Origin of the sequence: Desulfurispirillum indicum S5 (assembly GCF_000177635.2) — a bacterium.
In the GTDB taxonomy this organism is placed as follows: domain Bacteria; phylum Chrysiogenota; class Chrysiogenetes; order Chrysiogenales; family Chrysiogenaceae; genus Desulfurispirillum; species Desulfurispirillum indicum.
The window spans coordinates 967261-981617 of the sequence record NC_014836.1 but is presented as its reverse complement, the minus strand read 5'-3'; the positions used below and the strand labels follow the sequence as shown (position 1 = coordinate 981617).

The window sequence follows — 14357 nt, the reverse complement described above, 5'->3', positions numbered from 1 at the left end:
CCTGAGGGTTTTTCAATTGCCTGCCTGGTTTGAGGTATTTCAGTGGCTGTTAGCTGGCTGCTGAACCCCTCCCCATCCGTTAACTTTCCGTGAGAGGAGCTGCCATGCCCCAGTCCTATACGCCCCACCAGGTGCAGTTCATCACCTCGGCGCCATCCCTGGCCAAGTGCCCGGTGCCAGATCGCCCGGAAATCGTCTTCCTGGGGCGCAGTAATGTGGGAAAATCGAGCCTGATCAATGCGGTGACCGGTCGCAGAAATATTGCCATCACCAGCAAGACACCGGGGCGTACGCGCCTGATCAACTACTTTGATGTCAATGGCGATCTTTACTGTGTGGATCTTCCCGGTTACGGGTTTGCCCGTGTGCCTACGGGCATGCGCGATGAATGGAACCGCAGCCTGTACGAGTACCTGGAGAGGCGCGAGAATATCGCTCTGGCTATCATGATTGTGGACGCTCGTCACGAGGCGCAGAAAAACGATCTGCGCATGTTCAGCCTGCTGCAGGAGCTGGAGGTTCCCGTGTTCATTGTGGCTACCAAAGCGGACAAGCTGACAAAGAATCAGCTGCAGAAGCAGGTGGCCGGGCTGAAAAAAGTCTATGGCAAAGAGGCGGGTGTCTTGCCGTTTTCTTCAACGGCAAAGTATGGTATAGAGGAGTTCTGGCAGGAGATTACCCGCCGCGGAATAGTGGTCTCCAACAGCAAACCCGAATAACGTGGAGGTTCAGGATATGGAAGGCAAAGACGCCAAGGCCAGGGACGGTTCCCGTTCATCGCTGGACAAAGTGTACGAGAGTATTATCAAGGGCATTAACAAGAGCAAGGTCGAAGCTGTCAAACTGACCAAGATGGGCAAGATCAAGCTCGATATCATCAACGCGCAGCGCAAGAAGTCCAACAAGCTTGAGGAGCTTGGCACTCTGACCTACGATCTGTTGAAGAGTGGTAATCTGCAGTTTGATGAAAACTTCCTTTCCCTGATTGAGGAGATCGAAAAGATCGACGCCGAAATCTCCGTGCATCAGGCGCTGCTGGAAGAGCTGAACCTGGCCAGTGACCTCAGTGAGTTCACTCCCGATGAGCCTCCCCGCGAAAGCAATCCTGCTCAGGAGGAGCAGGCGGAACAGCCTGGCGACAGCCCTGAGGAGTACCACGCCGATGATGTCGCTATTTCAGGGCGTATTGAGACGCCGGTGACTGCCGATGAGAACAAAAAAGACTGATTTCCCTTTGAGAAATATTCAGGCAGTAGTTTCTACTGCCTTTTTTTATTGGTGCCCCAGAGGCTGGCGTCAGCTTGCGCTGCTCCTTTGGGTGCCGCTCTTTCTGGCGGTGCCATTTCCCCTGGCTGCCGATGATCTGCGGCGCACGCCGGTGGTGCGCGCGGTGGAACAGGTCAGCGCGGCTGTGGTGAATATTTCCACCCTCTCGGTGAAGGAGACTGCGGCAACGCCCTTTGTGATGAACGATCCGTTTTTCGATGAGTTCTTTCGCGATTTCTTTCAGGGCTTTCGTCGCTCCTACACCACCCGTTCTCTGGGTTCGGGGGTACTTATCAGCTGCGATGGGCATATTCTCACCAATGCCCATGTGGTAGCGGGGGCTACGGATATCACGATTTTCACTGGCGATCACCGTGAATTCAAGGCGCGTATTCTGGGAAGCGACTCCCGCAGCGATATCGCGGTACTGGCGGTGGAAAATCCGCCCCACGATCTGGGCTGCGCCAGGGTGGGTAACTCCGATGAGCTGTTTATCGGTGAACCGGTAATCGCCATTGGCAACCCCTTTGGTTTTTCCAATACGGTTACCACGGGAATCATCTCTGCGGTTGGCCGCTCCATTCGTGGAGATGGAGTGGTGTTCCACAACCTCATCCAGACGGACACCATGATTAACCCCGGTAACAGTGGCGGGCCGCTGCTGAATATCCATGGAGATGTCATCGGCATCAACACGGCCATGTACCGGCGCGCCCAGGGTATTGGTTTCAGTATACCGGTGAACAGGGCCATGCGCATTTACGAGTACATTCTGCGCCATGGCACCCTTGATCGCGCCTGGATCGGGGTGGAGGTGCAGGAGCTCTCTTCGCAGCTGCGTTCCGCCATAGGGTCACAGCTGCCCAGGAATCGTGGCGTGGCTGTTACCGAAGTGGCGAATCCCTCCCTGTTTCGCGGCGAGGCATTGCAGCCCCAGGATGTGATTCTGGCGGTGGGGAACATGCCGGTGACCGGGGCCGCTGATTATGTGATGGGTATTCACGACTACACGGCCGATGATGTGATCGACCTGACAGTGTGGCGGGAAAACCGCGTTTTTCATACCAGGGTGCAGGCCCGCAGGGCACCTGACACCTACGGCATTCTGGTGCTGGCCCGCTGGCTGGGCGTTGAGCTGAAGGCCACCTCCGGTCAGCGTGGTATGGAGGTGGCGCGGGTCCACAGTGGAAGCTGGGCGCAGCGGGCAGGCTTTCGTCCCGGCGATCGCGTTCTCACCATAGACGATATTCCCATCAACTCTCCCCAGCTGCTGGCTGAAGCCATTGTGCTGGTTCGTGCCAAAGAGGGGGGCGTGATGGAAGTGGCGCGCGGGCGACAGACGACGCGTATTCAGTTTTGAATGCCCACCTGCGCAATTCCTGCGCAGGTGGGCAGGGGCTGCGCACCGCGCTGCGGGGTGAGAGCCGTATGCGAAAGAGTTGCGTTGATCTGAAGTTTCGCACCTTGTCGCCCTGGGTTATGGTATTATTTCTCTGGCATTTACCGCGCGGAAACCGTATTGATTTTGCATGCTTGATTCATCTGTATCCCACTTTTCGTTTTCCGGGTATTGTCCTTTTTGACCGCGCAAAAAGGACGGAAAAACGCGCCCCCCGAACGCCCGTTTTTTCCGGCTCGCCTGCTCGCCTGTTCTGGAGATCCAGCAGACACTGCATCCCTGCAGTGCTGCCGGACCACTCACTTCCTGTGAGTGTCCCGTTCGGGTCTTGCCAGCCAGGCGTCGCACTCACCGGACGGGCTCAGGGGGGGACGGCCTGCTTCTGCCTCTCCCCCGTGTGCTGGCCCAGCCAGAACGCGCCGACTGGAACGCTATGGACCCGCAGGGTTGCCGCCACGAGGGCGGCAACCGCAAACCAAAAGCCATGGAGGGCGGTTGTTTGCGGTCCCCAGTTCCAGGCAAGCGGACGGCTGATAAGGGCAGCACTGGGGGGCGCTTTTGCGCCACTTTTGGCGACCCAAAAGTGGCAAGGAAAAATGGAAACGGAATGTCAAAAGATGCAACCATTTCAGCCATTCCAGCATGGCATCAGGGTCGGCACCGACAACCTGCCGTTTCGGGGGTGCTAAAGTTAAGTTTGCTGTTCTACTGGCTTGAATATTGCACGTGAAAGGCGGCACTTGCCTTTCCTGAGTATGTAAATTGATTTTAAGGAGTTTCTATGTACCGAATTTCTCTCTTGCTGGCACTGGTTGCCATTTCCCTTCTGCTGGTTGCCTGTGGCACCAAGGAAGAGGTGTACGGATCAGGGGTGAATCCCGCCGCTCCGGTGATTACGGTTCAGGATGCCTTCTTTAACAAGGATCTCCTGGAAACCGAGGTGACCATGGAAGGTTTTATACAGACCCAGTGCACCTCCAATGGCTGCTGGTTCATGCTGAAGGACGATACCGGGCAGATCTTTGTGGACCTCTCCCGTCACAGCTTCTCTCTGCCTGCGCGTCTTGGACACGATGCCCGCGCGACGGGCACGCTGACGACCTATAATAACAACCTCTTGCTGGTTGCCAGTGGGGTGGTACTCAAATGACAAGTTCCCTGCATCTGGCTTTTCAGAACCTCCTGCGTCACCGCACGCGCAGTGCTTTGACCATGCTGGGCATCGCGGCTTCCGTCGGTGTGCTCTTTGCGGTCTTTTCCTTTAATCGCGGCTTTGAACAGAGTCTTGCCCAGCAGCTGGATCAGACGGGGCTGCACTTCATGGTGGTTCCCTCGGGCTGTGCCCATGAGGTGGCTTCCCTGGTGCTCCATGGCAACGTGATTCCCCGCTACATTGACGATGGTGTCATGGAACATGTTCTCGCCACCGAAGGTGTGGCGCTGGCAACCCCCATTCTGGTGGCCCAGCTGCCCAACCCCGCCCAGAAGCGCATTGACCTGATCTATGGTGTCGATATGAAGGTGCTGGAGGAGATCAAACCCGACTGGGATATCACAGGCTCCATTCCACGCAGTGCACATGAAATTCTGCTGGGATACGAGGTGGCGCAGCACACGGGTCTCAAGGCCGGCGACAGTTTCCGCTACCCCCAGATGGACGAGCTCTTCCATGTTGCCGGTGTCATCGGCAACACCACTTCTGCCGATGACGCTTTTGTCTACTTCCCCATCGCCACGGCTCAGCGTCTGATGGAGAGCCCCGGTGGTGCCACGGCCATTGGTGTAAAGGTGGACAATCCTGAACGGCTGGGCCTGGTTACCGAGGCGCTGGAAAAAGCCGTTCCCGGCATTCAGATCGTGACCATGGGGCAGGTGATGAACAGCATCTCCAACCTGGCGGCTTCTGCCAAGTCCCTGAGCATCTCCATCGCCCTGATCGCCGTGATGATCAGTGCCGTCGGTGTCATGAACTCCATCCTCATGGCGGTTTTCGAGCGCACACAGGAGCTTGGCATGATGCGGGCCATTGGTGCTTCACGCTTTGATGTCTTCCGCATGATTCTCAAGGAGACCACCATTCTCTCCCTGGCTGGCGGGGTGGTGGGTATTATCATCGCCGTGCTGGGTTCCCGTGGTATTGAAAGCTTTGTGCGCAGTGTGATGCCCTACGTGCCCAGTGGAGACCTGGTGCGCTTTGAGCTGTCGGTAGCCCTTGGCAGCGTTGCCTTTATCTTTGTTGTCGGCCTGCTCTCCGGCCTCTATCCGGCCTGGAAGGCATCGAAAATCAACCCAATCGAGGCGATCAAAGGATGATACAACTCAAAGGAATAGAAAAATCGTATCGGCGTGGCGTGGAAAACGTGCACGCCCTGGCAGGAATCGATCTGGAAATCGCTGCTGGTGAGCTGATTGCCGTTGTCGGCCCCTCCGGCGCCGGCAAGACCACCCTGCTGCACATTCTCGGCTGCCTGGATCTGCCCACCAAAGGTCAGATGCACTTTGACGGCGCACGGGTGGACACCATGGGTGAATCTCAGCTGGTGGCCCTGCGCCGCGAGAAAATCGGCTTTATCTTTCAGCAGTTTTACCTGATTCCCGGCCTCAGCGTCTTCGATAACATCGCCTTGCCCCTGCTGTTCTCACGCAAGAAGGCCGACCCCGCCGTCATCCGAGAACTGGCGGCAACCGTGGGCCTTGGAGATCGCATCAACCACAGCCCTTCACAGCTCAGTGGTGGCGAAATGCAGCGGGTGGCGGTGGCGCGTGCCCTGGTGAACAACCCCGAAATCATCCTGGCCGATGAGCCCACGGGCAATCTGGACAGCGAGAACAGCGAAAAGATTTTCGGACTGCTGCGCTCTCTGCACGAGCGGGGCATCACCGTGGTCATGATCACCCATAACGACGAGCTGGCGCAGCGGGCGCAACGGGTGATCCGCCTGCGTGATGGAAAGATCTGCAGCAGGCAGTGAGCTGCGTGGAGAAATAGCCCTTTGCCGAAAGCGTCGAATCGGATATTCTTGATGCCAGTGCCGCATGTTTTGAAAACCGTGAACAGTGAACGAGGTGTGCCATGAAGATAGCCATTGTCTTTTACTCCATGTATGGTCACGTGTATCAGATGGCCCAGGCAATTGCCGAGGGTGCGAAAAAGGTTGAGGGGGCAGAGGTGAAGCTTCTGCAGGTTCCCGAAACCCTTCCCGTTGAAGTGCTGGAAAAGATGGGCGCCGTGGAAGCCCGCAAGAGCTTTGCCCACATTCCCACCGCGACCGTTGAGGACCTGGAGTGGGCCGATGCCATTATTTTCGGCACTCCCACCCGCTTTGGCAATATGTGTGGCCAGATGCGTCAGTTCCTGGATGCCACCGGCCAGCTGTGGGCATCGGGTTCCCTGGTGGGCAAGGTGGGCAGCGTCTTCACCAGCACCGCCACCCAGCACGGCGGTCAGGAATCCACCCTGCTGAGTTTCCACATCACCCTGCTGCACCACGGTATGGTGGTGGCCGGACTGCCCTACGCCTTCCAGGGGCAGACCCGGGTGGACGAAATCACCGGCTGCTCACCCTACGGCGCTTCCACCATTGCCGCTGGCGATGGCTCACGGCAGCCCAGCCAGAACGAACTGGATGGCGCCCGCTTCCAGGGCGAGTATGTGGCAGGAATTGCCCGCAAGCTGACCTGCTGCTGAAGAAGCCGTTTCGCTCAGGTTTCTGACCGATAATTTTGTTGAAGGGATGCCACCGCTGTGGCATCCTTTCGCTTTGTTGGCAGGCTGCTGAAAAACCCTTAAACTTCGCAGGCAATTGAAAAATACTCAGGTGCAAGGCGCTCCCAGAGCGAGGAGTGAAGCGCACTCCCCCTACGTTGCAATGACGAGCGACAGCGAGCAACGCCGCAGATGAGGGTTTTTCAGCAGCCTGTTAAATTATACTCCCTGGAGATAAAGATGGTACGAGTCCGATTTGCCCCAAGCCCCACTGGTCACCTGCACGTGGGTGGCGCGCGAACTGCGCTGTTCAATTACTTTTATGCCAAAGCCCAGGGGGGCAGGCTCATCCTGCGGGTGGAGGACACGGATCAGGCCCGCAGCACCCGTGAAAGTGAAGCCATGGTGCTGGAAGATCTGCGCTGGCTCGGTGTTCAGTGGGATGAAGGCCCCGATGTGGGTGGCGATTACGGCCCCTATCGCCAGTCCGAACGCACCGGAATCTACCTGGAATACGCCCGCAAACTGCTGGAGGCTGACAAGGCTTACCACTGCTACTGCACTGATGCAGAGCTGGAAGCCTCCCGTGAGGAAGCCACCCGCCTGAAGATCACCCCCCACTACAATGGCCGCTGCCGAAATCTCAGCCCGGAGCAGGCTGCCGCCTTTGAAAAAGAGGGACGCAGGCCCACCGTGCGCTTTCGCGCGCCCCTGCGGGACTATGTCCTCAACGACATCATCCGCGGCGACGTCACCTTCAAGGATGGCATGATCGGCGACTTCATCATCATGCGTTCCGACGGCATGCCCGTCTATAATTTCTGTGTCAGCATTGACGATGTCCTCATGGAGATCACCCACGTCATCCGCGCTGAGGAGCACCTCAGCAATACCCTGCGCCAGATGATGATCTGCGAAGCCCTGGGCGTGGAGCCCCCCCGTTACGCCCATGTCAGTCTGATTCTGGGCGAGGATCGCTCCAAGCTCAGCAAGCGCCACGGTGCCACCAGCGTGGGCCAGTACCAGGAAAAGGGCTACCTGCCTGAAGCTATGGTCAACTACCTGAGCCTGCTGGGCTGGAGCAGTGGCAGCGAAGAGGAGTTGTTCAGCGTGGAGCGCATCATCGAGCTGTTCAGCCTGGAGCGCATCAACCGCGCCGCCGCTGTCTTCGACAACGCCAAGCTGGACTGGATGAACGCCCACTACATCCGCGAAGCCGACCTGCCGCGCATCACGGCGCTGATGAAACCGTACCTGATGCAGACAGGTCTCATAGATGGTGCCAAGGACGAGAATCAGCTGCAGCTTGAGATTGATATTATCCGGGGCAACTGTACGGTGCTGGCAGATGTGAGCACCTATTACCCCATTTTCCTCGACCGCGATCCACTCCTGGAGGAAGATGGCCGCGCGTTTTTGCAGCTGGAAACCAGCCGTCCCCTGGTCGAGGAGGTGTTGAAGCGTGTGGAAGCTCTCTCCCAGGCTCTTGATGGGGAAGTGTATAAGGATATGGTCAAGGAAGCGGGCAAGGTCGTGGGTGTGAAGGGGAAGAATCTCTTTATGACCCTGCGGGTGGCTTTGACCGGCAAGTGCCGTGGTCCGGAGCTTGATCTGCTGGTACCGGTGCTGGGCCAGTCCGTGGTCTGCCGGCGTCTGCGCTGGGCACTGGAGCAGATGAATTGAGGGGAATGGAATCATGAAATCCACAGCCCGCGCCGCTTTTGCGGCGCGGGCTGTTCTTTTGTGGGGTTCTACTTCCCTGAAACCATGGGTTCAGCAGAGGCGTTCTGCTTTTCCAGAAGGCTGTTGAGGGCCATATAGAGTTCACGGCTGATCCAGGCGTCAGCGGCGGCATACTTGATCTGCTCAGCGGAGAGGTGTTTGCGGCTCCAGTCGGAGCAACGGGCCTTTTTGGAAAGGCGTTTGCCAAAGAGCAGGGCGCACAGGGTGCGCAGGCCGGTCTGTTTGATGCCGAGGCGGGTCGCCAGGTGGGCAATGTCAACAAAGCTCTGTTCATCAAAGGCGGCAATCTGCTGGAGCTGCTTGACATCATAGTTCAGGCCGGCTCCGACCTTGACGATGTGCTGGCTGGAGAATATCTCCAGCAGCCCGGCGGGCAGGTTGAAGCGGCTGATCTGGAAGAGGTAGACGTGGTTATGGGTTGCCAGCTGTATCAGCGAGGGCAGGAAGAACTGCCCCTTGCGGAAGGTGGGACGTGTTTCCGTATCAAAGCCCAGCACCGGGCACTGCTGCAGGGCGGGCAGTGCTTCGTGGCATTGTTCTTCCGTGGTGATCAGTTCAATATTTCCTGTGAAATCCAGCAGGGGCAGCTGGTTAATGTGCTCTTTGCAGATGGCGTCCTGTTCCAGGGAACGGGGGGCGTGCAGGTTCATGGCTCTCGTATCACTTTTTTCCTATGGTTCGATAAAGCCTTGCCGTGGAGAGTAGAAAAACAGGCATTTGCCCTTTTGCCGATGGATGTCCTTCCATGGCAGCTCAAATTGCAAGGCGGCGACTGCTGCGGTGGGCAGGTTGTCCAGGTTGAGGTCGCTGTACTTGGTAATAAAGTCGGTGAGGCCGGGATTGTGGCCACACAGGAGCACACTATACCACGCCGGGTCCAGTTGTGCCACCACCGAGGCGAGGTCGCTGCTGCTGGCTTCATAAATGCGCTGCTGGAAGAGAATGTTTTCCGGTGAATAGTCCATTGCATGGGCGATGAGCTGGGCTGTGGCCTTGGCCCGCACTGCCGGGCTGGAGACGATGGAGTCCAGGTGTATCCCTCGGGCCAGGAGCTGCTGCCCTGTCTGTGGCGCGTTGGCCAGGCCACGCTGGTTCAGGGTGCGGTCGAAATCCCGGCTGGCGGGGTCATCCCAGCTGGATTTGGCGTGGCGGGTGACATAGAGCAGGTACGGTTTCACGGTGCATCCTCCCCAGGGCTCCAGCCCTCTTTGCCCACCAGTTTGACAAAGCTGCACTGGTGGAGATTCTGCCGCTCCCAGCGCTCTTCGCTGATGCGGCGATATTTGAAAAGGCTTTGCTGCTGGCTGTCGCCAATGGGAATGAGCAGAATGCCGCCGATATGCAGCTGGCGCAAAAGTGAGCTTGGCTGACGATTGCCGCCGGCAGTGACGATAATGCGGTCGAATTTTGCCGGCAGGGGATGCTGGTCACCGGATATGGCAGTGCCGTCGGCGATATGCACGCAGACATTGTCAATATGCATGGACTGAAGGACTTTAGCGGCGCGCTGCGCCAGCTGCGGAATGCGTTCGACACTGTGCACTTCCCGGGCGAGGTGGGAGAGCACGGCAGCCTGGTAGCCACTGCCGGTACCGATTTCCAGGACGGTCTCCTGGCCGGAAAGTTCCAGCTCCTGGGTCATGAGGGCGACAATAAAGGGCTGGGAAATGGTCTGGCCGAATCCGATAGGCAGGGCGTCATTACTGTAGGCGCGTCCCTGCAGGGCATCCTCGACGAAGAGATGGCGCGGAAGCTCTCCGATGACACTCAGTACCCGTTCATCTTCTATGCGGTTGCGCAGGTACTTCTCTACCATCATGTGGCGGGCGGTTTCGAGCATATCAGGTGATCCTGATGGGGCGATATCCCAGCAGCCGCAGGCGTTCGACGACAGGGGTAATCTGATCCTGCTCCAGGGGTGGGGTGAGCACCGAGTATACGACGGTCTTGTCAAAGTCGGAGACGATCATGGCCCGGTGGTAGCGGATGTTTTCCGCCAGCTCCTCGGCACTGGCCTTGTTGAAAAAGATTCCGCTGGCGGGGTAGTACTTGTCTTCACGGCGCACCACATGGTCGAGCTTCAGTTCGCGGCGCAGGGATTCGGCCATCTGCATGGTGCCGTAGCCCTCGACGATAACGCGGAAGCCAAAGCGGTCGGTGACACCTTCTTCCACCTGCAGGTTCCAGCCGAGGGTACGGGAGATCTCAGCGACAACGGCCTGGGCACGCTCCGCTTCAAAGGAGTAGTAGATCTGCAAGCGCCCGGCTTTGGGCTGCTGCGGATCCTGCTGTGCGGGAAGGTAAGGACTGGTGATCTGCCTCAGGGTAAAGCTGCCCACGGGAACACCCTGCTGACCGAGGACGATTTCGTGCATGCGGGCGCGGTCGACCATCTGCTGGGTCACATCGTGGGGCAGTTCAGGAACTTTTTTGCCCGGCGCAAAGAGAATGCCGACCAGGATGCCCACGATGGCTGAAGCTGCCATGAGCCGGAATTTCTGTTCGCGGGTCAGGCCCCGAAGCATGGTGAGTTTTTTCCTGAAATCAGCTTCCAGAAACTCCTGCCAGTACGGGGTCAGCAGGTAGTACTTCAGGCCTGCTCGCGTCCAGAAGGCAGGTGGCTTTTCAATGGCATCTTCAATGATGTCATAGTAGCCCTTCTGGTAGTTATCAAGAAAATTCAGCTTCCGCATGGGTGTGCCTGCCTATGGTACGGAGGGGGATTCAGCGGGCAATGCGCAGCACCTGCCCCGGGCGAATCATCTCCGGGTGTTCAAGGTTATTCAGGCGGACCAGTTGAGCGACGGTGGTATCAAAGTTCTGGGCGATCACCGAGAGGGAGTCGCCATTTCGCACTTCATAGTCCACGATATTGGATGCCGATGAGCGGTTGGGGATAATCAGCACCTGTCCTGCCCGGAGCAGGTCACCGCGCAGGCCGTTGGCCTGGCGGATGTCCCGGATGGGGACATTGTAGCGGTCACTGAGCACGGAAAGGCTCTCTCCTTCGCGGACGCGATGCTGAATGCCGCCGGCGATCTGCTGCCCACCGGCGGGTGTGCTGGCCTGCTGGCGTACCGGTACCTGCAGCACCTGTCCTACCCGCAGCAGGTCGCCGCGCAGGTTGTTGGCGCGCCGGATTTCCACGATGGGGGTATTGTAGCGGTCGCTGAGTACGGAGAGGCTTTCACCGGCGCGCACTTCGTGACGTACCATGCGGGTATTCTGACTCTGGGTGATGGTGCGCTGAGCGGCAGGAATATTGAGGGTCTGACCAGCCTGGATGATATCGCCTCGGATATTGTTGGCTTGCCGCAGTTGCGCAATGGTGACGTTGTAGCGGCTGCTGATGGTGGAGAGGCTTTCGCCATTACGGACCACGTGCCGCAGCATGCCGCCCGGTGATGACGCGCTGGCGGTCGTGGCACTGGTCAGCGGTTCGCCCACGGGGATGAGCAGGGTCTGACCGGCCCGGATGGTATCGCCGCTGATGTTGTTGTTGCGGCGGATTTCGTTCATGGAGACGCGATAGCGTTCACTGATGACCGACAGACTTTCGCCGGGGGAAACCCGGTGCTGGATAACGCCGGCGATCATTCTCTCCGATGAGCTGCTGGGTGGGTGCTGCAGGGAGGGTATCAGCAGAACCTGGTTCACGCGCAGCAGATTGCCGGAGAGCTGGTTGGCGCGGCGAATCTCTTCAATGGAGATGTTGTAGCGTCGGCTCAGGACATAGAGGCTTTCACCGGAGCGCACCTGGTGCTTGATCCAGGAGACGCGCTGCCCCTTGGGAATTTCGCGCAGCGCTGTTTCCACGGGCGCTCCGTAGCCGGGGAAGAGCTTGAGGCGATAGGAACTGCTGGGGGGGGTCACGTAGCCGTTGAGCTCTGGATTCAGCGCTTTGATGCGGTCAATGGATATGCCGGTGATATTGGCGATGACATTGAGGCTGGTTGGGTGGCTGATGGGGACGAGGTCGGGATTGTAGGTTTCCTCGTTGGGGGGGACCACAATGCTGTACTTTTCGGTGTTATTGGCCAGGACAATGGCCGCCAGGATAGCGGGGACGTACTCGCGGGTTTCGCGGGGCAGTCGGCTGAGCTCCCAGAAGCTGTCGGCTCCAGAGTTGCGCATTTCCCGAAGGACGCGGTTTTCTCCGCAGTTATATCCGGCCAGTGCCAGATGCCAGTCGCCGAATATTCCATACAGGTCATTGAGGTAGCGGGCGGCGGCACGGGTACTTTTGATGGGATCGCGCCGCTCATCAAGCCACCAGTTCACTTCGAGGCCGTAGCGCTGACCGGTGGGGCGGATAAACTGCCAGATACCCACGGCGCCTGCGTGGGAGCGGGCGGTGGGGCGGAAGCCGCTTTCCACCAGTGCCACATAGGCCAGGTCCTCGGGGACGCCTTCTTCGCGGAAGATTTTGCGAATCATGGGCAGGTAGTAGTTCGCCCGCTGCAGCTGATTCTGGAAGCCCTGCTTGTATCGTACGGAGTAGAAATTGATGTACTGGTTGACACGATCGTTGATGACGACGGGGATGGTGTAGCCAAACTGCAGTTCATCGTGGCTGTAGTCCACGGTGACCGGTATAGCGAATGAGTCTGTCTGCAGCGGCAGCGGGTCGGGAAGGATGGGGGCTGAGGCCATATCTTCCTCACGGAAGAGACCGTTGTATTCTTTGCGGTATGAGCCCAGCAGGTTCCTGGCGAAGAGGTCTGGTGGCTGCTTGTCCGCTGTCCACGCCCGGTAAAGGGTATCGCTGGCGGGCAGAGATTCTGGGGTGACGGTATTGCGGGCAGACATGGCGCAGCCGCTCAGGTACAGAGCGGAGAGCATGCCTGCTGCCAGCAGCCTACTTTTCAGTTTGTTCTCGGTCACTGGAGGCCCTCTTTCGGAATTTTAGTATAACAGGCACATTATAAAGAGAATATGCCTCTCTGACAACATTTGTCAAATAGCGTTTGTAACTAAAGTGCACGGAGTCAGGGTAATTACAGAAAATTACAATAATAAACGGGTGCCGCGATATCTGGGTCACGTAGTAGAATTTCAGGCGTTTGCCCCCGGTATGAGCGGCGGGTGGTGCGTGTTTGGCCGTGGCGCTCTGGATGAGCTCGTTGAGTTCGTTGGTGTTGACCCGGAAACGGGTTTTCTCATAGAGGCTGCGGGCCAGGTCAAAGAGCTTGACCACTCTTTGACCGCTGAGCGCTGAGATAAAGAGGATAATCGGCTTGGTGGAAAATTTGAAGCGATGCTCGATGTCCTTTTCAAACTCACGGTAGGTCATGGTTTCCTTGGCGACGAGATCCCACTTGTTGACCGCGATAATGATGGGCTTTCCGGCTTCCCAGGCGTAGGAGGCGACCTTGAGATCCTGGTCGGTGATACCTTCGGTGGCGTCCAGCATCAGGATGACCACATGGGCCTCTTCGATGGCGGTGATGCTGCGAAAGACACTGTAGCGCTCCAGGTTTTCGCTGTACGCTTTGGATTTGCGGCGAATGCCGGCGGTATCCAGCAGGATGAAATCCCGCCCTTCGCGGCGCACGGGGGTGTGAATGGTGTCGCGGGTGGTACCGGGCACTTCTGAGGCCACCACGCGGTTTTCGCCACAGATCTTGTTGACCAGGCTGGATTTCCCGACGTTGGGTCGTCCGACGATGGCGACTTTTATGGGGATGCTGTCTTCATCGATCTCTTCCGGAGAGTCCTGGTGGGCAGTGCTGGCGAAGCCCTCGGTGACGGTGTCCAGCAGGTCGTCGACACCACGTCCATGGGCGGCCGAGACGGGGAAGACTTCGTCCACGCCCAGCTGGTAGAAATCGAGCAGGATCTTTTCGTGGGACGGGGCATCGATTTTGTTGACGGCGATATAGACGGGCTTTTCATGGCGGCGCAGCATGTCCATGATGGCAAAGTCGTCGGCGATGGGGCCAGTCTGTCCATCGAGCAGGAAAATGACCCGGTCAGCTTCGGCTGCCGCTATGCCTGTCTGCTCCACCATGGAAGCTTCCAGGCTGCCTTTGCCGGTTTCCGATTCAAAGCCACCGGTATCGACGATGGTGAATTCCTTGTCCTCCCATTCCACATCGTGGTAGTTGCGGTCGCGGGTGACTCCGGGAATGTCCTCCACGATGGCGATGCGCTTTTTGGCGATGCGGTTGAACAGGGTGGACTTCCCGACATTTGGTCGTCCGATTATACATACAATGGGCTTCTTCTTCATGGTGGGCGTTT

Annotated in this window: 14 protein-coding genes; 8 read left to right on the top strand and 6 right to left on the bottom strand. The window is 58.1% G+C overall.

The genetic code is table 11. The features are described 5' to 3' along the window. The first annotated feature begins 104 nt into the window (after positions 1-104). The 8 genes from yihA (at position 105) to gltX (ending at position 8054) form a co-directional block, all read left to right on the top strand. Positions 105-719: a ribosome biogenesis GTP-binding protein YihA/YsxC gene (gene yihA / locus SELIN_RS04655; RefSeq protein ID WP_013505536.1), complete on the top strand. Its 615-nt coding sequence runs from the start codon at positions 105-107 to the stop codon at positions 717-719. Between the two features lie 16 nt (positions 720-735). Continuing rightward, entirely contained in the window at positions 736-1227 is a 492-nt protein-coding gene (locus SELIN_RS04650; RefSeq protein ID WP_013505535.1) for a hypothetical protein, read from the top strand. A gap of 109 nt (positions 1228-1336) precedes the next feature. Continuing rightward, positions 1337-2626: a trypsin-like peptidase domain-containing protein gene (locus SELIN_RS04645; protein ID WP_198007127.1), complete on the top strand. Its 1290-nt coding sequence runs from the start codon at positions 1337-1339 to the stop codon at positions 2624-2626. 820 nt (positions 2627-3446) lie between these two features. Further along, entirely contained in the window at positions 3447-3815 is a 369-nt protein-coding gene (locus SELIN_RS04640; RefSeq protein WP_013505532.1) for a DNA-binding protein, read from the top strand. Continuing rightward, positions 3812-4978 (top strand): ABC transporter permease, encoded by a 1167-nt coding sequence (locus SELIN_RS04635; RefSeq protein WP_013505531.1) that lies wholly within the window; start codon positions 3812-3814, stop codon positions 4976-4978. Before SELIN_RS04640 ends, SELIN_RS04635 begins: the two co-directional genes overlap by 4 nt. Beyond that, positions 4975-5637 (top strand): ABC transporter ATP-binding protein, encoded by a 663-nt coding sequence (locus SELIN_RS04630; protein WP_013505530.1) that lies wholly within the window; start codon positions 4975-4977, stop codon positions 5635-5637. The genes SELIN_RS04635 and SELIN_RS04630 overlap by 4 nt, the downstream gene beginning before the upstream one ends. Positions 5638-5738: 101 nt before the next feature. Then, a complete protein-coding gene (wrbA, locus tag SELIN_RS04625) occupies positions 5739-6353 on the top strand; it encodes an NAD(P)H:quinone oxidoreductase (protein WP_013505529.1) in 615 nt (204 codons plus the stop codon). Positions 6354-6611: 258 nt separating this feature from the next. Beyond that, a complete protein-coding gene (gene gltX, locus SELIN_RS04620; protein ID WP_013505528.1) occupies positions 6612-8054 on the top strand; it encodes a glutamate--tRNA ligase in 1443 nt (480 codons plus the stop codon). Between the two features lie 68 nt (positions 8055-8122). Here gltX and SELIN_RS04615 read toward each other — a convergent pair whose 3' ends face one another. From SELIN_RS04615 to der, 6 genes are read right to left on the bottom strand one after another with little or no spacing between them, the layout of a single operon-like run. Next, positions 8123-8764, bottom strand: coding sequence for a 3'-5' exonuclease (locus tag SELIN_RS04615; protein ID WP_013505527.1), 642 nt, complete (start codon positions 8762-8764; stop codon positions 8123-8125). Between the two features lie 21 nt (positions 8765-8785). Next, positions 8786-9292 (bottom strand): SixA phosphatase family protein, encoded by a 507-nt coding sequence (locus tag SELIN_RS04610; RefSeq protein ID WP_013505526.1) that lies wholly within the window; start codon positions 9290-9292, stop codon positions 8786-8788. Next, positions 9289-9954: a protein-L-isoaspartate(D-aspartate) O-methyltransferase gene (locus SELIN_RS04605; RefSeq protein WP_013505525.1), complete on the bottom strand. Its 666-nt coding sequence runs from the start codon at positions 9952-9954 to the stop codon at positions 9289-9291. The genes SELIN_RS04610 and SELIN_RS04605 overlap by 4 nt, the downstream gene beginning before the upstream one ends. 1 nt (position 9955) lies before the next feature. Continuing rightward, a complete protein-coding gene (locus SELIN_RS04600; protein WP_013505524.1) occupies positions 9956-10807 on the bottom strand; it encodes a hypothetical protein in 852 nt (283 codons plus the stop codon). A gap of 31 nt (positions 10808-10838) precedes the next feature. After that, positions 10839-12998 (bottom strand): LysM peptidoglycan-binding domain-containing protein, encoded by a 2160-nt coding sequence (locus SELIN_RS04595; RefSeq protein WP_013505523.1) that lies wholly within the window; start codon positions 12996-12998, stop codon positions 10839-10841. Further along, positions 12973-14346 (bottom strand): ribosome biogenesis GTPase Der, encoded by a 1374-nt coding sequence (gene der / locus SELIN_RS04590; protein ID WP_013505522.1) that lies wholly within the window; start codon positions 14344-14346, stop codon positions 12973-12975. The genes SELIN_RS04595 and der overlap by 26 nt, the downstream gene beginning before the upstream one ends. Positions 14347-14357: the final 11 nt, after the last annotated feature.